This is a genomic window from Microvirga vignae, assembly GCF_001017175.1.
GTDB classification, from domain to species: Bacteria; Pseudomonadota; Alphaproteobacteria; order Rhizobiales; family Beijerinckiaceae; genus Microvirga; species Microvirga vignae.
Genome location: NZ_LCYG01000103.1, coordinates 1 through 25,322 on the forward strand (window position 1 = coordinate 1; position 25,322 = coordinate 25,322).

Sequence of the window (25,322 nt, forward strand, 5' to 3'; positions counted from 1 at the left end):
GCCGGTCCATCCCATTAGCAGACATTCCATCGACTTACTTCCATGCTCAAGAAACCGGGTCTCGCTTCCCAGGTCGGACGGTGTCGGCAGCGGCTACGCCACAAAGTTCAGCCCGTCTTCACCAGCTGCAACTCGTGATCGTGTTCCGATTGACCGGTGGTCTAGGCCAGGTGGATGGGCCTTACCTCGCAACACCTAGGACATCAGGCTGAATGGACCGCTTGGTTCACGCCGGTTAATCCAAGCGGATTAGCCGTTCTCCGCGATGCTTCATCAGGCACAATCTTTGAGCCGCTAGGTGGCCAGGATCACTTTTGCGGAAATCTAGACTTCTGAGGTCGAAGGCCCATGTCCCGTCTGATTTTGCCTGCAACGCGCTCGCAGTGGCGCTTTTCCACCCGCGTTCTGGTTCCGGTCGGGCTGGTCAGCCTGTTCCTTCTCGCCTTCTGCGGGCTTGCCCTGGTACAGGCCGTTCGCGAAAGCGACGCCATCTCGATCGAGCGCCAGGTCGAGACAGCCCGTCGGGCCATCAACAACAGTATCGACAGGCTTGGACGTCAGCAGAAGGCAGTCGCGATGTGGGATCCGGCCGTCGTCCAGCTCAGCCGGGCCACGCCGAACTGGGAGTGGGTCGATACCTGGATGGGCGAGTGGCTGCACCGGAATTTTGAGCACGATCATGTCTTCATCCTGAACGCCCGCGATGAGCCGGTCTATGCCATGTTCCATGGGGTACGAACGTCGGCCAGCAGCTTTCATTCAGTCCAGCGCGAGCTCCAGCCCCTCATCGACCATCTGCGTAACCCGCCGGACGGATCCGAACACGAGGACGACAATGGGCCGTCAGGACGTGCTGGGCGGTCACCCGAGGAGGCTACAGGCGGTGGGCGTCTGCTGGAAATCTTCGCGCGGCCAGTTGCTGCGAGCGCGACGAAGATCGTGCCGCTGACAGACGCAGTCAGGCAGCAGCCCGGCAGCGAGTTCATCCTCGTCAGCGTCCGCTTCCTCGACGGCGACTTCCTCCAAGAGCTGTCCCAGCGGCATCTGCTCAAGGCGCCACGCTGGTCGCGCACCGACACGGCGTCAGCCGATGAAGTCGCCCTGCCGCTCACGACCGACCTTGGGGACCCCGCAGGTTACCTCATCTGGCGCCCCGAACTGCCGGGCAGCCGCACCCTCTGGGACCTCGCACCTGCGGCGGCGCTCACGGGTGGAGCCATCGTCCTCGTGGTCGGACTGCTCATTTGGTCGCTCCGGCGCTCGACCCTGGAGTTGCAGGCCAGCGAGGCCCACGCCCATCACCTTGCCTTCCATGACATCCTGACCGGCCTGCCCAACCGGGCACTCTTCAACGACCGTCTCGATCAGGCTCTCGCTCGCACCCGACGCGGGGACAAGGTGGCGGTTCTGACGCTTGATCTCGATCGCTTCAAGCCGGTCAATGACACCCTGGGGCACCAGGCTGGTGACGCGCTGATCCGGGAGTTCGCCCGCCGCGTGTCAGGCCTGTTGCGGACCAGCGATACGCTCGCCCGGCTGGGCGGCGATGAGTTCGCCATCGTGCAGGTAGGGATCGCCGACAGGTCCGACGTAGAGGCGTTGTGCACCCGCATTCTCAAGACGGTGCGTCAGCCTTTCGATCTCTTCGGGCACGAGGTCTTTGTGGGCACCAGCATCGGTGTCGCTCTAGCTCCAGAGGCTGGCGACGAGCGGATTGATCTGCTGCGCAAGGCGGATATTGCCCTCTATCACGCAAAGGATGAGGGACGGGACTGCTACCGCTATTTCACCTCCGTCCTGGATGAGACGGTGCAGCTGCGCCGCCAGATCGAGGACGACTTGCGGGCGGCACTGGCTACTGGCGAAGGCCTGCAGGTCTTCTATCAGCCCGAGGTTGCATCTGCAGGCCAGCCCGTCATTGGACTGGAGGCACTGGTGCGCTGGCAGCATCCAACGCGGGGGCTGATTCCGCCTGAGCAGTTCATCCCCATTGCTGAGGAAACCGGGCTTATCATGCCGCTCAGCGAATGGGTTCTGCGCCAGGCCTGTGCGGCCTCACGGCGGTGGCCTGATCTGTTCGTCGCGATCAATCTGTCGCCGGTCCAGTTCCGCGCGAGCGGATTTGCCGAGGGGGTGATCGAAATCGTGCGCGATTGCGGGGCCGATCCGCGCCGGATCGAGCTTGAGATCACGGAGGGCATCCTGCTGGATAGCGGGGAACGCGCCGGCGACGTCTTGCACGTCCTGCGTGAGGCTGGCTTCAGGATCGCCCTTGATGACTTCGGCACTGGGTATTCGAGCCTGAGCTATCTGCGGCAATTCGAGATTGACAAGATCAAGATCGACCGCTCATTCGTTCAGCCCTTGGGCCGTGCAACCGGGACTGATGCGGCCGCCGTGTTCCGGGCCATCGTGACCTTGGGGCGCGCCTTAGGCCTGACGGTGACAGCGGAGGGCGTGGAGACGGAGGAGCAGAAGCGGCTGATCGCAGCCATGGGCGCCAGCGAGATGCAGGGATTCCTGTTCTCCAGGGCCGTTTCTGAGGATCGGGTCGCGGGTCTGCTCTCGAGGTTGAATGGACGGGCACAAGCGGACGAGGCATGGAGCCCTTTCACCTCACCCGGGACCATTTCTTGACCCGGCAGCAAGAGCGAAGGTCCGGGCCTCGTCCCGGCAGCGATGGAATGATGAAACACCGAAAACCTTGCGGTAGCGCTGTGGTTCGATTCTTGTGAACACAACGGGTGGGCTGGGGATGGGCAGGGGCGGATCCGCGTCGTTTGAGCAAGCGCCCGTAGGTTGCCGTGAGCGTCGACCTCCATGTCTCGGACTTGCGCGTGAATGTCTTTATGTGACGATCCACCAACGGCTTCGCCGCAGTACCCAGATTACCCAAACGAAAAAACCGCCCCGATGAGGAGGCGGTTTGCGAGCGTGATCCACGACCCAATCATCATCGCCAGCCCAGCGCCGGAGCGACATGCTTCAGGATGGCCTCGATGACATGGACGTTGTAATCGACGCCGAGCTGGTTCGGCACGGTCAGAAGCAGCGTATCGGCCTCTGCAATCGCCTCGTCTGCCTTGAGTTCCTCCACGAGCCTGTCTGGCTCCGCGGCGTAGGAGCGGCCGAAGATCGCGCGCATGTTGTCGATGATGCCGATCTGGTCGCTGTCCTTGCCGTGCCCGAAATAGGTGCGGTCGCGGTCGTCCACGAGTGCGAAGATCGAGCGCGAGACCGAGACGCGGGGCTCGCGGGCATGCCCCGCCTCCTTCCACGCTTCCCTGTAGCGTCGGATCTGCTTGGCCTGCTGGACGTGGAAGGGCTCGCCCGTCTCGTCCTCCTTCAGGGTCGAACTCTGGAGGTTCATGCCCTGCTGCGCGGCCCATACGGCAGTCGCATCGGAGGCGGACCCCCACCAGATGCGTTCGCGCAGGCCTTCCGAATGCGGCTCGATGCGCAGCAAGCCAGGCGGGTTGGGAAACATCGGGCGTGGGTTTGGCTCGGCAAAACCCACGCCCTTGAGAACGTTAAGGAGCACTTCGGCATGATGGCGGGCCATGTCGGCATCGCTTTGGCCTTCGTCGGGCCCGTAGCCGAAATAGCGCCAGCCATCGATCACCTGTTCAGGCGAGCCGCGACTGATGCCGAGCTGGAGACGCCCGCCGCTGATCAGATCGGCCGCGCCAGCATCCTCGGCCATGTAGAGAGGGTTCTCGTAGCGCATGTCGATGACGGCGGTGCCGATCTCAATGCGGCTCGTCCTCGCGCCGATCGCCGCTAGCAGCGGGAAGGGCGAGGCGAGCTGGCGCGCGAAATGATGGACGCGGAAGTAAGCGCCGTCCGCGCCAAGTTCCTCTGCCGCCACGGCAAGATCGATGGATTGGAGGAGGGTATCACGGGCCGACCGCGTCCGTGACTGCGGCGAGGGTGACCAGTGCCCGAACGAGAGAAAACCAATCTTCTTCATGGGGCAGTCCTATGCAAATGCCTTCAGTCGAATCGACACGATAGCAGGCAGATTGGCTGTTCGTCCCGAAGATCCCCTATGATTGCTGCCACGGCAGGTCAATCTTGCCAGATGTCCGCTCAAGCAGCTCATGCCGGACACACTGAAAGGACATGGGATTTCTCAGTCTGACCCGAAGGTGACCGTAAGAACACAGGAAGGCTCACGTGGTTGACAGAGGCCTGCGGCGGACATCTACTGAGCCCATGGGGATCGCGATCTCCCCACGAGGCGGCATGCCCAAGCATCGCGTCCTGTTTTCCAAAGGGGACGCTGCATGCCATTAACCAGAACCATTGAAGTCAAGACCCGCTCCGAAGCGGGTGTCCGGATGCGCTCGAGCCAGGGTCTGCCGCCGGACATCAAGCGGGTCCTCTGGGCCCGCTCCCTGCGGGCGTTCGGCGACGGCTACATCGCGATCCTGCTGCCTGTGCATCTCTCGCGTCTCGGCTACGATGCCTTCGGTGTCGGTCTCGTCTCGACCGCCTCCCTGTTGGGCTCCGCCCTGCTGACGCTCGCCCTAGGGCTCGTCGCCTACCGGATCCCGCGGCGTCAAGCCCTTCTGGCCGCTGGCCTCCTGATGGCTGCGACCGGTCTGGGGTTCGCCGGGATCGAGGCGTTCTGGCCGTTGCTCGTGATCGCCTTCGTCGGAACCCTCAATCCGTCCGGCGGCGACGTCAGCGTCTTCCTGCCTCTGGAGCACACCGTCGTCTCCCACGTCGTCGCCGACGAGGACCGGACAGCGGTGTTCGCCCGCTACAGCTTCGTCGGCGCCTTCTTCGGTGCCCTTGGGGCGCTCTCGGTCGGCGTGGTCGATTGGCTTGCACAGGTCGTCGCGCCATCAACGACGACCGCAGCTCTCTTTGTGCTCTACGGTGCGCTCGGACTGCTCACGTTCCTCCTCTACCGGCATCTGTCGGCTCGGGTGGAGGCTGGCACGGACGCCCCGCCAGCACCGCTCGGGCCGTCGCGTGAGATCGTCTACCGGCTGGCGGCCCTGTTCTCGGTCGACGCGTTTGGCGGTGGGCTCGTCATCAATGCGTTGCTCACGATCTGGCTCAGCGAGCGGTTCGGCATCGGCGTCGCCACCATCGGGGCGATCTTCTTCGTCACCAGCCTGTGCTCAGCGGCTTCATACTTCGCGGCGGTGCCGCTGGCTCAGCGGTTCGGGCTGATCAACACGATGGTGTTTACGCATCTGCCCTCAAGCGTCTTCCTGATCCTGACCGCCTTTGCGCCGACGATCTGGATTGCGTTCGGGCTTCTGATCCTGAGGAGTTTGCTGTCGCAGATGGACGTGCCGACCAGGTCGTCCTACGTCATGGCTGTGGTCCGGCCGGAGGAGAGGCCTGCCGCCGCGAGCGTCACGGCCGTGCCCCGCAGCCTCGCCTCGGCTCTCGCGCCCCTCCTTTCCGGATGGCTGCTGACCGTGTCGCCCTTCGGCTGGCCGCTCGTCCTCGCCGGCACCCTGAAGGCGGCCTATGACCTGACCCTGCTGCGGCAGTTCTCGGCCATCAAGCCACCGGAGGAACGCTGACGCGATCACGACCGGCATTCTGGTCGTATTACGGGGAGAGTGATGAACACCTCCACGACGCGGCTGCTGTGGCTGACCGCTTTGGGCGCGGCGTTCATTGTCGCAGCCTGGCTACTCGGTATGGCCTCCGTTCTCACCGACTGATCCCAAATCACGTTGATCAGAACTGGTGTACCCATTCACGCAGGCCCAGGGATGAGATGCTCCAGAGTTGTGGGTCAGCTTTGGCAGCAGTTTATGGTAGTCTACATGCGACTTGGACAACGACATCGGGTTCATAGCCCCGCTATGGCTGACACGGCAGATACCGCTCAGGTCATGATCAGGCCGCCGCTTGCATGGGGGCTAGCCGTCATTGCCGGGTTTGTGCTCGACGGACTCGTGCCCTTGCCGATCCTGCCGGCCGATCTGCCTGCAGGCTGGCTCGGCGCGATGGTGTTTGTCTTCGCGCTGGCGCTGTTCGCCTGGGCCATCGTGACGATGACCGGGGCCGGTTCGAACGTCCCCACCAACCTGCCGACGACCACCATCGTCCAGAGCGGACCGTACCGCTTCACGCGCAATCCCATCTACCTCGGCATGTTCCTGGGGCTGATCGGCTTGGCCATTGCGTTCGACAATCTCTGGCTTCTGCTGATGCTGGTGCCCTTCGCGCTCGTCATCCGCTACGGCGTCGTGGCCCGCGAGGAAGCCTATCTCGAGCGCAAGTTCGGCGATGTCTACCGCGGCTACCGCTCGCGCGTACGACGCTGGCTGTAGCACTACCCTGATGAATCTGCGCCCAGCCCACCGGTCATGACAGGGCCGTCGCCGGTGCCGCCAGGTCGACGACCCCCTGCACCAGCATGATCATACCGAGCGTGGCCACGAGGCCCGCCGAGGCCAGCGGCAGGTGCCGCAGAATACGATCCGACAGGTTGATCCGCTTCGAGGCGTGATGCACGCCCCAGGCGGCGGCGACGCCGATGGACACCATGGTGATCGCCAGGCCGAGGCTGAAGGCGGCCACCGTGGCAGCCCCGAGCGTGAGCTGGCCAAGCTGGAGACAGATCAGCAGCACCGTGATCGAAGCCGGGCAGGGTATCAGGCCGCCGGTGATGCCGAAGAGCGCAATCTGCCCTGTCGTGACCTGCCCGCCGTTGGCCGCGAGTTGGCGCGCGATCTGCTCGGCATGCTCGCGCTCATGCGCGTCCTCGTCCTGATGGGCATGATCATGACCATGGTGATGGTGCCCATAGTCATGGTGGTGCTCGGCGAAGGCGACCTTGTACGTGTGGGCATGATCACCGTGCGATAGCCGTAGGCGGGCCGTGAACGCGTGTGGCTCCGGGATCTCGCCTGCGGATTCGAGATATCCGTCACGCTGGACAAATCGGAATCGCTCCTCCGAGCCGTTACCGCGCTCGATCGAGAGCATCACGTCCCCGGCCCGCCAAGCGTTGCCGCTGATCGTGCGCAGACGCCAGCGGGGCGGTACGCCATCCTCGAAGATCGAGAGTTCCACGACACCATGCCCCGTGTCGATGATTCTCACCTCGTCGCGACGGTGGTGGTCGTCATGATCATGACCATGGTGATGATCCCCATGCTGGTGTCTCCGGAACCAGCCGATGCTCTGGCCCGTGCGCCAGAGCATCCAGGCGGCGATGCCGAGGATGATCACGCCCGAGGCGATCAGCAGCCAGGCCTCGAAATGCGAGTTCAGGATCTCGCGCCCGAGCGACAGGCCGAGCATCGCGACGATCCAGACGATCAGCGAGTGGGAGAGGGCGGCGCAGACGCCCAGCAGGATCGCCTGTCCGATGGTGCCGCGGATCGCGACGATGTAGGCCGCCATCATGGTCTTCGAGTGCCCGGGCTCCAATCCGTGCAGAGCCCCTAGCAGAACAGCAACTGGCAGATAGATCCAGCCATTGCCTCCGGCGCGAAGAATTTCAGCGATATCGGGCATCAGGGCCTCATAGGTACTTGGTGAGGGTCTTAAACTCGGCCAGCGCCTCCTTAGCCTCACGACCTCCCTGGCCCGTGGCGTCTTCCAGACAATGGTCGATGTGGTCCTGGATCAGTTCGCGCTTGGCATTCGCAATTGCCTTCTCGACGGCGTGAAGTTGCTGGGCGAGATCGACGCAGGGACGGCCTGCCTCGATCATCTGGATGACGGAGGCGAGGTGACCATGGGCCCGCTTCAGGCGGGCGATGATGTCGGGATGGCTTGCATGAATCATGCAGCTTACCTATCCTCCTGGGGAGGATGTAGCAAGTCATCTGCTGCTTGGCAGGTCCCAATGGTATTCTGCCAGTCACGATCATCTCGCGAAGTCGCTGGCTCTGCTTAAAGGTCCGTCCGCAGGCTCCTGGCCTGTGGCGGGGTTGCAGCGGGTTGGCTCGTCGCCGAGAGCGCCCCGAACTTCGGGTCATTCAGATGAGAGCCCTATCCTGCTCACGTTCGTCATCGCCGACGTGGCGTTCCGACCTAAGCGCCGGGGTGCCTCCCTGAACCATATGCAGAGACGGCGGCGCCAGCTCCCGGGTTGTCTGCACGGTGGTCCGCGGGACCGCTGTGCTGGTCCGGCTATTGGCAGATTCGGTAACGGTCGCTTGACCCGTGCTGCTGCACGTCCACGTGGAGGTGGTCGGCATGGGCCGCGTCCGATCCCGGTCCTAGGACCGTGGTGAACCAACCGCAGGCAGCCGTGCGCAGGGCAGCAAGGGCAGGGTTGGGAGGTGCGTCGCCGTCCGGCTTGATGCGCAGGGTCGTTCCGTCCGCGAGCTCGAAGCCTGCGATGTCGATGGCCAGCCCTTCGGCATGGGCCGACAGCTTGCCGGTTTCAGCCCGATTGCGGTTGCGGCACGCAAAACCCGGTCCGGTCCGGACGCTCTTCAACTCCGTCCTGAGCGCTCCCGCCACCACCGGCGCCACCAGATCTCCCACCCATCGGCCGAAGGCGTCGGCAAAGCGGCAGGCCAGAATGGGTTCGTCGTCGAGGCGGACGATTGCCCCCGGCCTGGACGGCACGGGCACAGCCTTCAGACGCAGCGGGGTTTCGATCCGGCAGAGTTCGTTCGAGGTCGAGGGCTGATCGGCCGCCGCGACCTCGAACCCGCCAGCCCTGAGCCGGGCCAAGCATGGATCCGGCTCCGCCACGGCCTGAGCCGTCCCTTTCTCTGCCGGGGTCGACCGAGGCGTCTCGACAGGAGATGCGGGCGGCGGTGCGGGCGAGGGCGCGTCCTGCGGTCGCGGCGGGGGCAGGGGTGGCCCCGGCTGCGCCAAGCTCGGGCCGGCTCCCAGGACCGCAATTGCTGCAAGCACCACTCCGGGGCGCACCATGAGTCTCACCTCGCTTTCAGGAGGAACGTAGCCGCCGCGCTTCCGGTTCACTCGTCCGGGTGCCGCCGGCGGCTGCTCCGGGCTCAGGCCTTTATCGGGTCGGCACGATATGCCTTGCGGGCAGCCGGTCCTCGGCTCCCGGGTCTGGTTCCGCCTTCGGCATTTTCGGCAACTCGACCTTGACCCTCTCGTGGGGATTCGGCTGAGCATGTGCGCAATCAGGTTGAGGCGCGCCCGGCGCTTGTCGTCGGACGGGACGATGTGCCAGAACCGGAGCGACTACCCCTCGGCGCTGATGGCGGCATGGTTTCGGCAGCAGCTGCGCTATATCCAATTGCAAGCGGCAACGAGCGGAGTAGCGGTCATGTACAATCACGTCCTGATTGCAACTGATGGTTCGGAACTGGCGACCAGGGGGCTGGTGCACGGCCTCGCGCTCGCAAAAGGTCTAGGAGCTACGGTGACCGTCGTGACAGTCACGGAAATGTGGTCGGCCTGGGACATGGCTCATGAAGCACGAATGAGCGAGCACAATCCGGTCGATGAGTACGAACAACGCGCGAAGGCGGCCGCACGCAGGATTCTGGATACTGCCGTCAATCTGGCGCAAGAACAGCAGGGGCTGGATGTTCAGACACTGCATGTCGCGGACCAGCACCCAGCCGAAGGCATCATCACCGCCTGTCAGAGCCAGGGATGCGATCTAATCGTCATGTCCTCGCATGGACGCCGTGGCCTCGGTCGTGTTCTGTTGGGCAGCCAAGCGGCCGAGGTGCTGGCGCACAGCACCGTTCCCGTCTTGGTAGTCCGGTAGGTTAGCTGCCCGGATCATCCGGAACACCGGCAGTGACGTGTGACCTTCGGGTCACCACGAGCCCGCCGTCCCGCGACCAAGCCCAGTCCGTTGTTCCAGAAACGGCCCTCTGCGAAGTTCTACCTGTAAGCAGTCAAGGATCCGGCGTGTGCGATGCTGTGAGCCTGGAATGTCCAGATGGCACATTTCGGATGTTGCGCCTTGGTCAGCTTGCGAGCGGCAAGCTGACCTTTACGCGGCCGCGCCGAGGGATCGCCATTGGCACGAAGGTACGGACCGGCCCTGCCGGGGCTCGGCTGGAGGATCCCATCAGCAAAGCTCTCCGGGATTGGCCTGCAACCGAAGTCACAGGCCACTCCTCTTCGTCAGTGACCTGCCATGTCGTTCCACTCGGGCAGGAGCACAATGCTGTTGGGCGCAAAGCCCTGATCCTTCAGCGTGTCGATGCTGTCGATCGCCTCGCCCTTGTTCAGATCGACCAGCGTGATCGAGCCGTCGTTCATGCCAGGCAGGTTGAGCAGCGAATTCTGCACGTAGGCGAAGCGCCCGTCCTTCGTGTAGGCCACGTGGTGGGCACCTTCCGCCGCCGCGATCGAGTTCAACAGTTTCGGCTGTCCAGGATTGTGGCTGATATCGAACACATGCAGGTGGCCGGGCTTGGCCGTCGTGACATGAAGCCGGTCCGGCCGGTCGTCCTTGCTGACCACGTAGAGTTCGAGAGGCACCCCGGCTTTGACCGATCCGAAGTCGAAGACTTGCGCGACATTGAAACCCTTCTTCGTCGCATCCCAGGTCGCCGTCCAAAGGGTGCCACCATACATGTTGGTCACGTAGGCAACGGGCGGGTCTGCGCCCGGGACGAACAGGATCTCGACCGGGGCCTCTCCCGAGGGCGAGGGCTTGTTCGAGACCTTGTAGCTCTCCAGCACCTTGCCGGTGCTGGCCTCGATCGCCGTGATCATCTCGCCGGCGTCCCCAAGATCCGACCCGCGAACCGTGTTGGTCACGAGGATCCGGTCGATCTCGTCATGGAGGCTGATGCCGTGCGCATAGGGATGCGGCAAGGCAATGGTCTGGGTCGGTTCGTCCTTGAGCGCATCGCCCGCGATCACATTGGACGAACCGAGGCAGGTCAGGAACCAGCGCCTGTTGTCGGCGGAGAACACCACGTCCTCGCCGATCCTGCAGTCGGGCACGGCCACCTGCTTGATGGCGAAGGGGCGCTTCGTGGTGTCGATCACGCCAAGCTCGCTCTTGCCGAGCGAGGTCACATAGGCCTTGGTCGAGTCCCGGTTATAGAAGATGTGATGGGCGACAAGGTCCGGCGGCAGCGGGATGGTCTCAACGATCTTCTTGTAGTTGGGCGAGGCGGGATCGACGTCGATGACGGCAATCCCCTCCTGGCGTGTCTGGCCGGCAACCGGGTGCTTGAAAGTCTTGAGGGCGTCCGGCGGCTTGCTCTCATAGTTGGCCATGGCGAGAATTTCGGCTCGAGCACCCACCGAGCCGAGAAGAGCTGCGGTCAATCCCGCTATCAGGCAAGCGCGTGACATAGGGTTCTCCTGTGATGCTGGATAAGAGCGTAAGCTTTGACTGTACGATCCGCCCGCCTCGGAAGGAGCGGCAGAATGCGGGAACGCTGACGCTGGTCAGGATGGCCGTCGCGCCTTTCCAGGCTGATCCGCGCCTACGCCATATCGAGATCAAGCCCGACCTGACGAACACAGGCGCTTAGTCTACACTCGTCACATGTTGATGAGAAGCGGGAGCGGGGATCATGTCCCGAGCCGCAGATACCTTCCTGACCCGCCTTGGCCAGGACCTCTTCGCAGCGATGTTCCTGATCGTGCCGTGCACTCTTCCGGCCATGGGGCAGGATGCCAGCACGATAAAGCGCTTCGACATGATCCTCGAGAATGGCCGGGTGGCGGGCAAGCCACGGGTGCTCCAAGTGGTGCGGGGCGATCAGGTGGATATCCTCTGGACGACGGACCGGATGATCATGCTCCACCTGCATGGCTACGACATCGAGATCACGGCCGCCCCCGGCAGCCCGCAGCACATGACTTTTACTGCCGATGCCACCGGCCGGTTCCCGGTCGAGATCCATGGTGGCGCGGGACGCGACCGGATTCTCGTCTATGTCGAAGTACATCCACGCTAGGGCAGGCAGAGGCTCGTTCCTCCGAACCGGTGCCACACCCGTGCTTTGCAGCATCCTACCCGGTGAGGCTCAAGCCCATGGACTGGGCGCCCGCTATGACCTTCCCCTGCCGCTCTGGCTGTATCTGCTGGGGGCCGGAGCGGCTGTTGTGGCCTCATTCGCATTCCTGACACTCTTCCGCACGTCAGCCCGACCAATCAAGGACCGCCCCCTGGTCTTCACCAGCGGCAGATTTCCCCGGTGGCTTGTTGTCGTCCTACAGGGCCTCTCGCTAGGCCTGTTCCTTCTGATCGTGGCGGCAGGTCTCCTCGGCAATCAGAACCCGTTCAAGAACATCGCCCCGGTGTTCGTCTGGGTGATCTGGTGGGTGGGCATGACCTTTCTGGCGGCCCTTGTCGTCAACCCATGGCGGCTCGTAAATCCAGCTGTGATCGCTTGGGAGTGGGGACAGCGCGTGAGAAGCTGGCCTCGGCACTCGGTACTTGGACGAGGACGCTTCCGGAGATACCCGGCCTGGCTCGGCGCATGGCCGGCCGGAGCCTTCTTTCTTCTGATGGCATGGCTCGAATTGATCGCATCGGGCCGGGACATCCCGCGCAACGTCGCGCTGGGAGGCATGACCTATCTTGGTCTGACTTGGATCGGGTGTCACCTGTTCGGTCCATCCGTCTGGCTGCGGAATGGAGACGCTTTTTCCGTGGCCTTTGCCATCCTCGGGCGGTTCGCTCCGCTAAAGATCGCCGGAACCGGCCTGCGCTGGTGCTGGTGGCTGCGACCATATGCAGTCGGGCTTCTGTCCGCCCGCCCCCTGTCGGCCTCGCTGACCGCGTTCACACTTCTGATGCTCGCGACAGTGTCCGTGGACGGCCTGCTGGAAACCCCCGCCTGGGCAACATTCGTCGAGAGATTTGAGGGCGCCGAAGCGATGCAGGCAATCTCGTATGACTTACCCGCGACCTTGCTGCTTTGTCTGGCTCCGCTGGTCTTAGGGGGCACCTATATCTCAGTGATCGCTATGATGCGGATGGCGTCGGGTGAAACGGAACACTCATTACGCACGCTGAGTGGACGGTTTGTGCTGTCACTCGTGCCCATCGCAATCGCTTATCATCTGGCGCATTACCTCTCGTTCCTGCTTCTGGCGGGACAATTCGCGATCCCGCTTGCCTCAGATCCCTTTGGATTCGGATGGGATCTGTTCGGGACTGTGCTCTATCGGATCAACATCGGGATCGTGGACGCGCGCTTCGTCTGGTTCATGGCGGTGGGAGCTATCGTGTCGGGCCACATTCTTGCGACTTGGCTCGCACACGAGACGGCTCTTGCGGTGTTTCGGACGTCCAAGGCCGCACGCCGGAGCCAGGGGCCCATGTTGGTCCTTATGGTGGGCTATACCGTCATGAGCCTCTGGATCCTGTCGCAACCCATCGTCCAACCATGAAAGTGGATGCAGTTCTTGCTGAGGCACCTGCGGTCTCGTCATGGACGCGACTGGATAGAGGGGGACGGTATCGAGGCTCTATATCGAACATCCGCAACTGGCACAAAGCGGAAGCGACGTCTTGGTCCGCTTTGCAGCTTGGATATCCCTCAATTGGAATGCGCGGGCCGAGGCTTGTCTCATTCGCAGTGAGACCGTGGCTCCGAGCACTGGGCTGCTCCTCGAAAAGGTCGCTCTCTGCTCATAAGCAGACCTTCAATGGACGCGCGTCATGTCGCCTTTGACCCAGAACCGACCTTGAGGCGAACTCGAACTTGCAGTCTTTTCAGACTGCCCCGAAGCCACTGCCGTCGAATAGATCTATGGCCGCATGGATGGCGCCGGACACAGAGGTCAACTGCCCGTGCTCCAGGCGAATGCCCGGAATCCTGTCGGCGAACGCCATGATGGTTTCGGTATTACCGAGCGCTGTCCAGGGAATCACCACCCGCTGGTTCGTAACCCCGCCCATTCCATGGACGTGACGGCAATCCGGCCCGGGAGGCCATTCGCAAGGGCCTCCTGGACAAGAGGTGAGCGGAACGCCTCGGATAGCCTTCTCTCTGGAGTTCCTGCTCGTCCTGGTCCATCGAGTAAGAGATGTCGACCGCAATGACGAGGGTCGTGTCGACGGCGGTCTGGGCCCGCGTCGGCAGTAAGCCCAGGAGAGTGCCAAACAACGTTAGCGGACCAGAAGGAATCTGATTCAACACATCGCGTGCCTCCGAGAGTGGGGCAAGGGTGCTACGTTTTGTAGGGATCAGAAACCGGGCAGCGGACTGAACATCGGAGAACCAGCTTGATCCTTCATCGACCGTTGGCGCGCGCGACGGCCTCGGCCAGCTTCTGCCTGAGGCCTTTGATTTCTTCGAACCGGCTTGTCACGTCGCGCATGACGGCGGCGATACCTTGCATCTGCCCCTGTTCGTCCTTGAGTGGCACGATGGTGAACTCCAGCGAGATCCGCTGACCGTCCTGACGCAGGCCCGGCACCGACAGGAGGTCGCCCTCGCCATAATGGCTCTCGCCTGTTGCCATAACATGACGGAATCCTTCCCAGTGGCGGGCTCGCAGGCGCTCGGGAATGATGAGATCGAGCGACTGACCGACCGCCTCGTCGGGGCGATGGCCGAAGATCCGCTCGGCGCCCGGGTTCCACACCCGAATGATCCCGTCGCGATCCGTCGCCACCACAGCGTCGGCAGCGGCGGCGAGGATCGCGTCCGCAACGAGCCGGTTCAGATCCATGCTCACACCCTCACGTTTGGAAGCCACCCCCGTTGGGGATGAGATAGAGGAGAAGGTTGCTGGCCAACCAAGGGCCATGCCTTAGTTGAACGCGTCGAGGTGCATCGAGCAACCTTCAGCCCCGAGATATTACTTTGCCAGCTGGGCAATGACCGCTCGGACCGACTCCGTGACCAAGCGATGATCCTCGAGTTGAGGGAGGCCGCTGACGACGACGGTGCCTACACAACCCGTATCCTTGAGGAATATCGGAAACCCGCCTCCGGCCGCCGCATAATCCTGCTCGGAAAGTCCATAACGCTGTAGAAATGGGCGTCCCTTTTGCTCGGCCTCGACCGACATGTAGAGGGAGCTATGGTGGAACCGTTGTACGACCGCCCGCTTGCGGCGAATCCACTCGGCATTGTCCGGCGTTGCTCCGGGTAAGGCCGCAAAGAATAGCCGCTGGCCGCTCCTCGAAATCTCGATCGCGATTGGAAGAGCATCAGCCCTTGCGCGCTGGTAGATATGGCTGCCGAGCATCCACGCGACGTCCGCGCTGAACGATGGAAACTGCAGCTCCTGCTCCTCAGCCAGGAGAGCATCAAGGCTATTGCTGTCGTTCATCATCGATCTCCGAGGCTCCTACCGCCTATTGTCCAAGTCTTCAATTATCTGATCAGGATTGCCCTGAAATCGTTGACGTTGGTCAACGTAGGGCCTGTCACGACAAGCTGATCCAGCTTGTAGAAATAGCCGTAGGCGTCATTGTTCGCGAGAAATGAGCGAGCCTCCGAGGCAGAGGCCCCAGAAGGCGGGCTGCCATTTTCGAACCACGCGCCTGCGTTGTCCTCAACTCCATCGATGCCGTCAGTATCACAGGCCAGGGCGGCAACATTCGGCAGGTGCGACAGTGCGAGGTATAGCGCAAGAAGGAACTCGGCGTTCCGGCCTCCCCGGCCATTCCCGCGAACAGTGACCGTCGTTTCTCCACCTGAGAGGAGAACGCACGGCTTCGGTGCCGGCACGTTGTGATCGCTCACCGAGCGTGCGATGCCGGCAAAGGCTTTCGCAACCTCGCGTGCTTCGCCTTCGATCGCGTCTCCGAGGATCAGCGGATTGAGTCCCATCTCCTGGGCCTTCAACGCCGCTGCCTCAAGGGCCATCATCGGCGTTGCCAGGACGCGGACGTCGCTTGCTGTGGCCTCGTGGGTCCGTTGGCAGTTCTTGAGGATCGCATCCTTTAGGGAAGGCGAGACCTCGACTCCGTAACGGTCAAGAATGGAGAAGGCGTCGTTGGCATCCTGCGGCTCGGGAATGCTGGGACCCGAGCCGATGCTGGCAGGATCGTCGCCGGGCACGTCGGAGATGACGTAGGTCACAACCCGCGCCGGCATGGCCGCCAAGGCCAATCGGCCACCCTTGATGCGGGAGAGCGCCTTGCGCACCTTATTCATCTCGTGGATGGGGGCCCCTGACTTGAGGAGGGCTTGCGTGACACCCTGCTTGTCCGCCAGCGTCACGCCCTTCGCCGGCAGCGAAAGCAGGGCCGACGCGCCTCCCGAGATGAGGCAGACGACCAGGTCGTCAGGCCCAGCGCCCGACGCCAGCTCCAGGATTCTCTCTGCCGCGTCGACACCTGCTTGGTCCGGAACAGGGTGTGAGGCCTCGACGATCTCGATCCTCTGCGTGGGCGCCGCATGACCGTAGCGGGTCACCACGAGGCCCTCGCAGGGATGAGGCCAAGCGGCCTCGAAGGCCTGGGCCATCCGGGCGGACGCCTTGCCGGCGCCGACCACGATCGTCCGGCCCCCTGGAGGGGCCGGCAACTTGGAAGTGAACTTGCCGTCGGGCAGGGCCGCGGCCAAGGCCGCCTCGAACAAGGAGTGAAGTATCCTGACATCCTCAGCCATTGACCCAACCTTCTCCGTCAGGCGCGCCGTCGCGGGCGGACACGATAGCCGGACAGCCTGCGAATGGCATCAAGCCTGTCATTGCATCCTCTAACGTCAGCAGGGAAGGTAGTATGTTTCCCCTGGGACCAGAGGCCGAGCTCCGGCCCGCCGCAACATCGGGTCGGCCTAGACGCCGTTCAGGGCGTTGAACTGACGCATCCGCTCGACTGCAAGATCAGGGTCGACGAGGAGACGCGCCCGATCGGCCAGCCGAAAGATTTCCGAATAGTGGAGGATACCACGGGCCGACTCCATGCCGCCGACCATTCGGAAATGGTTCTGGAAGCCGTTCAGCCAAGCGAGGAAGACGACGCCTGCCTTGTAGTACTGGGTTGGCGCCTCGAAGATGCGGCGCGACAGCTCCACGGTCGGATCGAGGATCGCGTGGTATCCTGCACTGTCACCCTTAGCCAGACAGTCCATGGCCGCGGCGGCGGCTGGCGCGATCGGGTCGAAAATACCCAGAAGGGCATGCGAATGGTGCTTGCCATCGCCCTCAATCAGGTCTGCGTAGTTGAAGTCGTCACCCGTGTACATTTTCACGTCGGCTGGAAGAAGCGCCCGCATTTTCTCTTCATGCGAGCGCTCAAGGAGAGAAATCTTGATGCCTTCAATCTTTCCGGGATGGGCGTTGATGAGCTCAATGCAAGTTGCCATTGCGACATCGACGTCGCTGCTCGCCCAGTATCCTGCCAAATGCGGGTCGAACATCTCGCCGAGCCAGTGCAGGATGACTTTATCGGCCGCCTGGCTGATGATCCGGTCGTAGACGTACAGATAATCATCCTTCGACTTTGCAACCTTGCAGAGGGCACGGCTGGCCATCAGGATGGCGCGTCCGCCGCAGGCTTCGACATGGCCCAGCTGTTCCTCATAGGCAGCAACCACGTCATCGAGGGACCGCACGTTCGCAGGGTCCAGGTGATCCGTTCCGGCGCCGCAGGCCAAGTCAGCCCCCGGAACTGTCTTCGCTTCCTGGAGCGACCGCTTGATCAATTCCTTGGCGCCATGCCAATCGAGACCCATGCCTCGTTGAGACGTATCCATTGCCTCGGCGATCTTGAGCCCTAGCCCCCACAGATGGTGGCGGAACTTCAAGGTGGCGTCCCAGTCCACTTTCGATGATTGCCATGGCTTCGTCTGCGCGATGGAGTCGGCCACGACATGGGCGGCGGCATAAACGGTCCGGGGCATCTGGCCCGTGTACGTGAGCGGGTAGGGCGATGCTTCGCCGACCCGATAGGCCTCACGCGAGCCATCAAGACGTAGCAAATCAATCTGAGACATGGCGTTTATACCTCCCGAATAGGCCGCCTCCCCGCGCCCTTCTGCCCGCGTCTTTTAGAACGTTCCAAAAGAATCCACAAGCCCTAGATTGCTACTCTCTTTCGGAGTACCGAGGGGAATCTGCTGTGAAAGAGGTATTTACACCGCCGTTTTAGGCATGATATGGAACGTTCCAATAAATTTAGGGATGGAAAGGCAGCCCCAATGTCCGGTAAGCGGCGGGCCTCGGCGAATGTCACGATCATTGACATTGCTCGCGAGGCGGGTGTCTCCAAATCGACAGTGTCGCTCGTGCTCAAGGGCAGTTCCCTTGTGGCGGAAGAAACCCGCGACCGCGTGTCAAAGGCGATGTCCAAGCTCGGCTACGTGTACAATCGCGGCGCCGCCAACCTTCGGGGTGCGCAGTCGAGCATCGTCGGCATGGTCATCAATGACCTTGCGAACCCATTCTTTGCCGAGCTCGCCATTGGGATCGAGCGCGTCCTGCGCACGTCGGGATACATTCCGTTTATCGCCAATACGGCCGAGAGTGTCGTCCGACAGGCCGAAGTCGTGCGCTCGATGCGGGAGCATGGGGCGTCGGGAATCATCCTTTGTCCAGCGCTCGAGACCGAGGGTCGCGAAGTCAACGACCTGCTCGATCTCGGCATGCCGCTCATCCTGGCTATCCGGCGTGTGCCCGGTGCCCGAGCATCGCTCGTGGCGTCCGACAACGCGGCGGGCGCCGCCCGCGTTGCTGCCCATCTGATTTCCCTCGGGCACCGCAGGATCGCCTTCCTCGGCGGCATGGAAGCTATGGCCGTGCGCAAGGATCGGGTTGCCGGCTTCACCCGTGCGCTTGAGGAGGCCGGGCTGCACGCTGATCCCGCGCTCATGCTGGAGTCGATGCCGAGCAAGGACGGAGGCTTCACCGCGATGTCCAACCTGCTGACCCGTTCGGAGTGGCCGACCGCCGTCGTGTGCTTCAACGATGTTGTCGCGATCGGCGCCATGCTGGCCATGGGCCGCAAGGGAGCGGTGGCGGGCCGGGACATGGCGATCACTGGCTTCGACGATACCGCGGAGGCTCGGCAGATTTCTCCACCGCTCACCACGGTTGCGGTCGATGCGGGTGACCTCGGTGAGCGCGCCGCGCAAATGCTCCTGCGCCAGATCGCGTCCGGCAGCCGGACCCCAGAAACCTACATCGGCGAGGCCCGGCTGGTCGTTCGCGAAAGCTGCTGCCCGCCACCAAGAAAGAGGAAGGTATCATGAGCAGACCACTTCGCTGGGGGTTGATAGGAGCGAGCACGATCGCCCGGGAGTGGATGATTGACGCCATCCGCTCGACGGGCGGCACGGTTGCGTCCGTCATGAGCAGTGACCGGGACCGCGCTACCACCTATGGAAAGGCCAACGGCATCCCGCATGCGACCACCAGCCTGGATGCGCTGCTGGAGGAGGTCGACGCCGTCTATATCTCGACGACCAACGAGCTCCATCACGATCAGGTCCTTCGCTCTGCCCGCGCCGGCAGGCACATCCTATGCGAGAAGCCGCTCGCCCTCACCGTCGGAGAGGCGCGCGAGATGGTCGATGCCTGCCGCGCCGCAGGCGTCGTGCTGGGAACCAACCACCATCTTCGCAACGCCGGGACGCACCGCGCCATGCGCGAGGCCATCGCGGCAGGCCGGATCGGGCGCCCGCTGTTCGCCCGCGTGTTTCATGCCGTCTATCTTCCAGCTCACCTGCAAGGTTGGCGCCTGACGAGTCCGAATGCTGGCGCCGGCGTGGTCCTGGATATCACCGTGCACGATGCGGACACGCTCCGCTTTGTCCTGGCCGATGACCCAGTCGAGGTCACGGCGCTGACCCAGTCTGCGGGCATGTCCCAGGGCAATGTTGAGGATGGCGCCATGGGCGCGATCCGCTTCAAGTCGGGCCTGCTGGCCCAGTTCCACGACGCTTTCACGACGGCGTACGCCAAGACGGGATTCGAGGTCCACGGTACAGACGGCTCTCTCATTGGCACCAATTGCATGACACAGAAGCCTGTTGGCGATGTTCTGCTGAGAACGGCTGCAGGCGAAGAGCTTTTGTCGATTGATCGTACCAACCTCTACGAGCGCGGTGTCGCACGCTTCACCGCAGCGGTGAACGGCGAGGGGGAGCCTGCAGCAACAGGCGAGGACGGAATCTGGTCCCTTGCAGTTGCCGCCGCAGCCCTCGAGTCGGCGAAGACGTCCCGCGTCACCGAAATTGATCCTTTTCAATCCATCAGCTCGAAGGTTTCATGATGACTTTTCCCCGTATCCTCCAGGCCGAAGAAGCCGCAGCTCTCATTCCGGACGGCGCGACGGTGACGGTGTCATCGGCCTCTGGACTTGGTTGCCCTGACGCTATCCTGGCAGCCATCGGAAAGCGGTTTGATGAGACAGGCCATCCGCGCACGCTGACCACAGTTCATCCAATTGCGGCAGGCGATATGTCGGGCATCAAGGGTGTCGACCATCTCGCCAAGCCAGGATTGCTGGCTCGGATCATTGCAGGGTCCTACCCGTCAGGCCCGTCCTTGGCCGAGCCGCCGGCTATCTGGAAGATGATCACGAACAACGAGATCCCGGCCTACAACATTCCGTCAGGTATCCTGTTCGATATGCACCGCGAGGCCGCGGCGATGCGTCCCGGCGTGCTCACGAAGGTGGGCAAGGACACTTTCGTCGATCCCTCCCACGAAGGCTGCGCGATGAACGAGCAGGCGGCCGCGGAGCCGATTGTGAATACCGTCAATTTCGACGGTGACGACTGGCTCTACTTCAAGAGCATCGTTCCGGATGTCGCCATTATTCGCGCAACGACGGCGGACGAACGCGGCAACCTCTCGTATGAGCACGAGGGCGCCTATCTCGGTCCAATCGAGCAGGCACTGAGCGCTCGCAACAATGGCGGCCTCGTCATCGCGCAGGTGAAGCGCTTGGCCAAGAGCGGAACGCTCAAGCCCCATGACGTACTGGTACCCGGGATCCTCGTGGACGTGATCGTCGTCGCGCCCGACCAGATGCAGACGACCCAAACCGTCTACGATCCTGCGATCTCCGGCGAGATCTTCCGGCCGATCGATAGCTTCACGATTCCGGAGTTTGATATCTCCAAAGTCATCGCGCGTCGCGTCGCGCAGGAGTTGAACTACGGAGATGCTGTCAACATCGGCTTCGGCATTTCGGCCAACGTCCCCAGGATCCTGATCGAGGAGGGATGTCACGGCGACGTCACCTGGATGATCGAACACGGTGCTGTCGGTGGCATTCCATTGCTTGATTTCAAGTTCGGCTGTTCGTCGAATGCCGAGGCGATCATGCCATCGCCATACAATTTCACGTATTTCCAAGGTGGTGGGTTTGATCTGTCGCTGCTTTCCTTTCTGCAGATCGACCGCAACGGATCGGTAAACGTCTCCAAGTTGAGCGCGCGGCCGCATGTCACCGCGGGCGCGGGTGGATTCGTCGACATCTCGAGCCACGCCAAGCGAATCGTCTTCTCCGGATTCTACACGGCCGGAGCCAAGTTCGAGATCGTGGACGGCACGCTCAGGATCGTGAAGGAGGGCAAGGTAGACAAGCTCGTCGAGGCCGTCGAGCACGTCTCCTTCTCAGGCCGGCGCGCGATCGAACAGGGCCAGGACATCACCTACGTGACCGAGCGCTGCGTCCTGAAGCTGACGCCAGAGGGTATCGCGGTCGTTGAGATCGCGCCCGGCATCGATCTCGAACGTGATGTTCTCGCCCATGCCGCGTTCCCCCTGCTGGTGCCGTCCACTCCCAAACTGATGGATGCCGCTCTTTTCCAGCCGGAGCTGCTCGGCCTGCAAATTCCGAGAAGGGAATCCGGCCCAAAGACGCAGAGGAGGGCGGCATGACGACACCGTATGTCCGCTTTCAGGTCGAAGGCCCGATCGCAACCATCACACTAGCCCGCGCCGAAAAGCTCAATGCCCTCGACATGCCCATGATCGAGGCCTTGGTAGAGGCTGCGGATGCAATCGAGAGAAGCCGTGAGATCCGCTGTGCGATCATCACGGGCGAGGGGAAAGCCTTCTGCGCGGGCGGGGACATCGCAGGTTGGGGTGCTCTCGAGCCCCTCGACATGTGGCGAGTGTGGACGCGGCTGGGACACCGCGCCTTCGATCGGCTGGCCCGGCTGAGAGTGCCCCTGATCGCTGCCCTCAGTGGCCATGCACTCGGCGGAGGCTTGGAACTCGCCGCTACCGCCGATATCCGGGTCGCGGAGCCCCAGATCAAGATCGGCCTTCCGGAAACAGGTCTTGGAATGGTGCCCGGCTGGTCGGGGACGCAGCGCCTCGTTCGACGCTTCGGCTCCCAGAACGTCCGGCATCTGTCGCTGACGGGCGAGCTCCTGTCCGGTGAGGAGGCCCAGCACCGGGGTATCGTCGATGAGATCGTGCCTCAAGGCACTGCCTTCGCGCGAGCGCTGGAAATCGCAAAGCGCGTCGCCGAACGCGGGCCGATCGCTGTGTCGATCAGCAAGGAACTCATCAATTCAGCCGAGGGCGAGGAGACCGCTGCCGCCGTCGAGGGCATCGCTGGCGCGCTCGTCTCCTACACCGCCGACCTCAAAGAAGGGGTCGCGAGCTTCCGGGAAAAGCGCACCCCAACCTATTCGAACACCTGAGGAACGACCCATGAATGCACCCATCAGACTCGATCGTTCGCGGCTGGATGCGGCACTGGCGATGACGCCGCGCTCCTACGAGCTGCTGATTGATGGACGTTGGACCAAGGCACGGAGCGGGGAAACGATAGAGCGCGTGAGCCCGGCTCACGGCGTTACGGTCTCGACCTATTCCAAGGCATCGGAACACGAGGCCGACCTGGCCATTTCAGCGGCGCGCGCCGCGTTCGACCGTGGTTCGTGGCCGCGTATGAGCGGGTCCGAGCGCTCCAAGGTCCTTCTCAACGTCGCGTCACTCATCGAGCGTGACGCCGAATTGCTCGCCATGCTGGATACGCTGGAAAGCGGCAAGCCAATTGCGCAGGCCCGCGGTGAGATTGCGGGCGCCGCCGACATCTGGCGCTATGCGGCTGCTCTGACTCGGGACCTGCATGGCGAGAGCTTCTCCACGATTGGTCCTCACAAGTTGGGAGTGGTCGTCCGGGACCCCATCGGCGTCGTCTCCATCATCACGCCGTGGAATTTCCCGTTCCTGATCGTCAGCCAGAAGTTGCCGTTCGCATTGGCTGCGGGTTGCACGGCAGTGGTCAAGCCGAGTGAATTGACGTCCGCGTCGACGCTTTACCTTGGAAAGCTGCTACTCGAAGCAGGTCTCCCCGCCGGCGTCGTGAACATCCTCTCCGGGAAGGGCCTGGATGTTGGTGCTGTGATGACGTCGGACCCTCGTGTTGATATGATCTCGTTTACGGGATCGACGCGCGTCGGAAAGAGCGCAATGGCCACAGCGGCGCAGACGTTGAAGAAAGTGTCGATGGAGCTGGGTGGGAAAAACCCCCAGATCATCTTCGCCGATGCCGACCTCGAGGCGGCCCTCGATGCCGCCGTGTTCGGCGCCTACTTCAACGCCGGCGAATGCTGCAACGCCGGGAGCCGTCTCATCATCCAGCGGTCGATCGCTGAAAGCTTTGTTGCAGACCTTCAGCGGAAGGTCCGGGATGTCAAGGTCGGCGACCCATTGGACGAGGATGTGCGCGTCGGCGCCATCGTGACGCCGGAACATCTGGCTAAAATCGAGGGCTACGTTGCCGATGCCCAGGAAGCCGGCGCCGAGGTCAAGGTGGGTGGGACCCGGCTTGATTACGAGAGCGGGCAGTTCATGGCCCCGACCATCGTCGACGGCGTAAAGCCCCAGATGACCATTGCCCGGGAAGAGGTCTTCGGCCCGGTGCTGTCGGTCCTCACGTTTGAAACCGCCGAGGAGGCCGTGGTGATCGCCAACGGCACCGATTATGGGCTCTCGGCGGGCGTCTGGAGCCGGGACTTCAACACTTGCCTCAACGTCAGCCGTGGCATCCATGCTGGAACCGTGTGGATGAACACCTTCATGGACGGCGCGAGCGAGCTTCCCTTCGGCGGATACAAGCAATCTGGTCTGGGCCGTGAGTTGGGCCGCAGGGCGGTCGATGACTACACGGAGGAGAAGACGCTTCATATGCATCACGGGCCCAGGACGGCGTGGTGGGTCACCAACCCCGCCGGCCAAGCCTGATGATAACAAATTGGCCGGGGTGGTCCCGAGCCAAGTTTCTCTGGGAGGAGAACAATGAGCCTGAAGAAGATCTTACTCGCGAGCGTTTTCGCTCTCGGTGCCACTGGCGCCCAGGCGCAGACTAAGGAAATCGAAATGGTCCACTGGTGGACCTCGGGAGGTGAGGCGGCCGCTCTCAACGTGCTCAAGGACAACCTGCAAAAGCAGGGCTTCGTCTGGAAGGACAATCCCATTGCCGGCGGCGGCGGCACTCAGGCCATGACGGTGCTGCGCGCCCGCGTCACTGCGGGTAACATCCCCACCGCCGTGCAGATGCTCGGCTTCGACATTCAGGACTGGGCCGAGCAGGGCGTTCTCGGCGACCTGACGCCGGTCGCAACCAAGGAAGGCTGGGACAAGGTCGTTCCGGAGGCGCTGCAGAAATTCTCGAAGTACGAGGGCAAGTGGATCTCGGCCCCCGTCAACATGCACTCCACGAACTGGATCTGGGCCAACAAGGCCGTTCTGGACAAGATCGGCGCCAAGCAGCCGGCCACCTGGGATGAACTGATCGCCGTTCTCGACAAGGCCAAGGCTGCCGGCGTCACTCCGCTCGCCCATGGCGGCCAGGCCTGGCAGGATGCAACGATCTTCGACTCCGTCCTTCTCACGACCGGCGGTCCGGACTTCTACAAGAAGACCATGATTGACCTTGATCAGTCCGCTCTGGCCTCCGACACCATGAAGACGGTCTTCGAGCGCATGGCCAAGCTGCGCACCTACGTGGACCCGAACTTTTCCGGTCGCGACTGGAATCTTGCATCCGCGATGGTGATCAAGGGCGACGCCGCCATGCAGATCATGGGTGACTGGGCGAAGGGCGAGTTCATCAATGCCGGCAAGAAGCCCGAGCAGGACTTCGTGTGCTTCCGTTTCCCCGGCACGCAGGGGAACGTCACCTTCAACTCCGATCAGTTCGTCATGTTCAAGGTGAGCAAGGAGCGCCAGGAGGCGCAGAACGCGCTCGCCGCCGCGACGATGGATCCGGCCTTCCAATCCGCCTTCAACGTGGTGAAGGGGTCGGTGCCTGCCCGCACGGATGTGCCCGACACGGCCTTCGACGCTTGCGGCAAGAAGGCGATCGCGGACGCCAAGGAAGCGGCGCAGAAGGGCACGCTTATGGGCTCCATGGCGCATGGCCATGCCAACCGCGCAGCGGTGAAGAACGCCATGTATGACGTGATCACCCGCCATTTCAATGGCCAGTTGTCGACCGAACAGGCTCCGAAGGAGCTCGCCGCTGCCGTCAAGAGCGCGTCTTAGGT

At 62.8% G+C, this 25,322-nt stretch carries 24 protein-coding genes; 13 read left to right on the plus strand and 11 right to left on the minus strand.

The window, feature by feature from the left end:
* Nucleotides 1–348 precede the first annotated feature (348 nt).
* On the plus strand, nucleotides 349–2,637 hold the full coding sequence (locus AA309_RS28035; RefSeq protein WP_047192318.1) for a putative bifunctional diguanylate cyclase/phosphodiesterase: 2,289 nt from the start codon (nucleotides 349–351) through the stop codon (nucleotides 2,635–2,637).
* Nucleotides 2,638–2,953: 316 nt separating this feature from the next.
* Here the strand turns inward: AA309_RS28035 and AA309_RS28040 are convergent, their stop codons facing one another.
* Nucleotides 2,954–3,970: an LLM class flavin-dependent oxidoreductase gene (locus AA309_RS28040; RefSeq protein ID WP_047192319.1), complete on the minus strand. Its 1,017-nt coding sequence runs from the start codon at nucleotides 3,968–3,970 to the stop codon at nucleotides 2,954–2,956.
* Nucleotides 3,971–4,340: 370 nt separating this feature from the next.
* On the opposite strand from AA309_RS28040, the gene AA309_RS28045 reads away from it, so the two are divergent.
* Entirely contained in the window at nucleotides 4,341–5,546 is a 1,206-nt protein-coding gene (locus AA309_RS28045) for an MFS transporter (protein ID WP_047192320.1), read from the plus strand.
* 288 nt (nucleotides 5,547–5,834) lie between these two features.
* Complete coding sequence (locus AA309_RS28050; protein WP_047192321.1) at nucleotides 5,835–6,305, plus strand: methyltransferase family protein; 471 nt, start codon at nucleotides 5,835–5,837, stop codon at nucleotides 6,303–6,305.
* 34 nt (nucleotides 6,306–6,339) lie between these two features.
* On the opposite strand, the gene AA309_RS28055 is transcribed toward AA309_RS28050, so the two are convergent.
* The 3 genes from AA309_RS28055 to AA309_RS28065 form a co-directional block, all read right to left on the minus strand.
* Nucleotides 6,340–7,497, minus strand: a complete 1,158-nt coding sequence (locus AA309_RS28055) for a HoxN/HupN/NixA family nickel/cobalt transporter (RefSeq protein ID WP_047192322.1) — start codon at nucleotides 7,495–7,497, stop codon at nucleotides 6,340–6,342.
* 7 nt (nucleotides 7,498–7,504) lie between these two features.
* Nucleotides 7,505–7,771 (minus strand): metal-sensing transcriptional repressor, encoded by a 267-nt coding sequence (locus tag AA309_RS28060; RefSeq protein WP_047192323.1) that lies wholly within the window; start codon nucleotides 7,769–7,771, stop codon nucleotides 7,505–7,507.
* Between the two features lie 347 nt (nucleotides 7,772–8,118).
* Entirely contained in the window at nucleotides 8,119–8,874 is a 756-nt protein-coding gene (locus tag AA309_RS28065) for an extensin-like domain-containing protein (protein ID WP_160310560.1), read from the minus strand.
* A 364-nt stretch (nucleotides 8,875–9,238) separates the two neighbouring features.
* Here AA309_RS28065 and AA309_RS28070 point away from each other — a divergent pair, with 364 nt between their 5' ends.
* Nucleotides 9,239–9,688: a universal stress protein gene (locus AA309_RS28070; RefSeq protein WP_047192350.1), complete on the plus strand. Its 450-nt coding sequence runs from the start codon at nucleotides 9,239–9,241 to the stop codon at nucleotides 9,686–9,688.
* Nucleotides 9,689–10,053: 365 nt separating this feature from the next.
* Here AA309_RS28070 and AA309_RS28075 read toward each other — a convergent pair whose 3' ends face one another.
* Nucleotides 10,054–11,241 (minus strand): YncE family protein, encoded by a 1,188-nt coding sequence (locus AA309_RS28075; protein ID WP_047192324.1) that lies wholly within the window; start codon nucleotides 11,239–11,241, stop codon nucleotides 10,054–10,056.
* A gap of 14 nt (nucleotides 11,242–11,255) precedes the next feature.
* Here AA309_RS28075 and AA309_RS35515 point away from each other — a divergent pair, with 14 nt between their 5' ends.
* The 3 genes from AA309_RS35515 to AA309_RS28085 are packed head-to-tail and all read left to right on the plus strand — an operon-like array spanning nucleotide 11,256 to nucleotide 13,293.
* On the plus strand, nucleotides 11,256–11,423 hold the full coding sequence (locus AA309_RS35515) for a hypothetical protein (RefSeq protein ID WP_160310561.1): 168 nt from the start codon (nucleotides 11,256–11,258) through the stop codon (nucleotides 11,421–11,423).
* Nucleotides 11,424–11,465: 42 nt separating this feature from the next.
* Entirely contained in the window at nucleotides 11,466–11,852 is a 387-nt protein-coding gene (locus AA309_RS28080; RefSeq protein ID WP_052955056.1) for a hypothetical protein, read from the plus strand.
* Nucleotides 11,830–13,293 carry a hypothetical protein gene (locus AA309_RS28085; protein ID WP_150117808.1) on the plus strand — a complete coding sequence of 488 codons (1,464 nt, stop codon included), beginning with the start codon at nucleotides 11,830–11,832 and terminating at the stop codon, nucleotides 13,291–13,293. Before AA309_RS28080 ends, AA309_RS28085 begins: the two co-directional genes overlap by 23 nt.
* A gap of 325 nt (nucleotides 13,294–13,618) precedes the next feature.
* On the opposite strand, the gene AA309_RS37915 is transcribed toward AA309_RS28085, so the two are convergent.
* The 6 genes from AA309_RS37915 to AA309_RS28110 all read right to left on the minus strand — a co-directional run bounded on the left by AA309_RS37915 (nucleotide 13,619) and on the right by AA309_RS28110 (nucleotide 17,801).
* Complete coding sequence (locus tag AA309_RS37915; protein ID WP_052955057.1) at nucleotides 13,619–13,804, minus strand: DUF1194 domain-containing protein; 186 nt, start codon at nucleotides 13,802–13,804, stop codon at nucleotides 13,619–13,621.
* Nucleotides 13,752–14,045, minus strand: coding sequence for a DUF1194 domain-containing protein (locus AA309_RS37515; protein WP_342027988.1), 294 nt, complete (start codon nucleotides 14,043–14,045; stop codon nucleotides 13,752–13,754). Before AA309_RS37515 ends, AA309_RS37915 begins: the two co-directional genes overlap by 53 nt.
* A 94-nt stretch (nucleotides 14,046–14,139) precedes the next feature.
* Entirely contained in the window at nucleotides 14,140–14,580 is a 441-nt protein-coding gene (locus AA309_RS28095; RefSeq protein WP_047192326.1) for a PAS domain-containing protein, read from the minus strand.
* A gap of 129 nt (nucleotides 14,581–14,709) precedes the next feature.
* Nucleotides 14,710–15,189 carry a heme-degrading domain-containing protein gene (locus AA309_RS28100; protein WP_244470523.1) on the minus strand — a complete coding sequence of 160 codons (480 nt, stop codon included), beginning with the start codon at nucleotides 15,187–15,189 and terminating at the stop codon, nucleotides 14,710–14,712.
* 41 nt (nucleotides 15,190–15,230) lie between these two features.
* On the minus strand, nucleotides 15,231–16,472 hold the full coding sequence (locus AA309_RS28105) for a glycerate kinase type-2 family protein (RefSeq protein ID WP_047192327.1): 1,242 nt from the start codon (nucleotides 16,470–16,472) through the stop codon (nucleotides 15,231–15,233).
* A 168-nt stretch (nucleotides 16,473–16,640) separates the two neighbouring features.
* Complete coding sequence (locus AA309_RS28110) at nucleotides 16,641–17,801, minus strand: dihydrodipicolinate synthase family protein (RefSeq protein WP_047192328.1); 1,161 nt, start codon at nucleotides 17,799–17,801, stop codon at nucleotides 16,641–16,643.
* Nucleotides 17,802–18,005: 204 nt separating this feature from the next.
* Here AA309_RS28110 and AA309_RS28115 point away from each other — a divergent pair, with 204 nt between their 5' ends.
* The 6 genes from AA309_RS28115 (at nucleotide 18,006) to AA309_RS28140 (ending at nucleotide 25,320) form a co-directional block, all read left to right on the plus strand.
* Nucleotides 18,006–19,055 carry a LacI family DNA-binding transcriptional regulator gene (locus tag AA309_RS28115; protein ID WP_047192329.1) on the plus strand — a complete coding sequence of 350 codons (1,050 nt, stop codon included), beginning with the start codon at nucleotides 18,006–18,008 and terminating at the stop codon, nucleotides 19,053–19,055.
* Nucleotides 19,052–20,077 (plus strand): Gfo/Idh/MocA family protein, encoded by a 1,026-nt coding sequence (locus AA309_RS28120; RefSeq protein ID WP_047192330.1) that lies wholly within the window; start codon nucleotides 19,052–19,054, stop codon nucleotides 20,075–20,077. Before AA309_RS28115 ends, AA309_RS28120 begins: the two co-directional genes overlap by 4 nt.
* Nucleotides 20,077–21,696, plus strand: coding sequence for an acyl CoA:acetate/3-ketoacid CoA transferase (locus AA309_RS28125; RefSeq protein WP_150117809.1), 1,620 nt, complete (start codon nucleotides 20,077–20,079; stop codon nucleotides 21,694–21,696). The genes AA309_RS28120 and AA309_RS28125 overlap by 1 nt, the downstream gene beginning before the upstream one ends.
* Nucleotides 21,693–22,469, plus strand: coding sequence for an enoyl-CoA hydratase/isomerase family protein (locus AA309_RS28130; RefSeq protein ID WP_047192332.1), 777 nt, complete (start codon nucleotides 21,693–21,695; stop codon nucleotides 22,467–22,469). The genes AA309_RS28125 and AA309_RS28130 overlap by 4 nt, the downstream gene beginning before the upstream one ends.
* A 61-nt stretch (nucleotides 22,470–22,530) precedes the next feature.
* Nucleotides 22,531–24,018, plus strand: coding sequence for an aldehyde dehydrogenase family protein (locus tag AA309_RS28135; RefSeq protein ID WP_425286913.1), 1,488 nt, complete (start codon nucleotides 22,531–22,533; stop codon nucleotides 24,016–24,018).
* 54 nt (nucleotides 24,019–24,072) lie between these two features.
* The gene (locus AA309_RS28140; RefSeq protein ID WP_047192334.1) at nucleotides 24,073–25,320 is read left to right on the plus strand and encodes an ABC transporter substrate-binding protein; all 1,248 of its coding nucleotides are present in this window, start codon (nucleotides 24,073–24,075) and stop codon (nucleotides 25,318–25,320) included.
* Nucleotides 25,321–25,322: the final 2 nt, after the last annotated feature.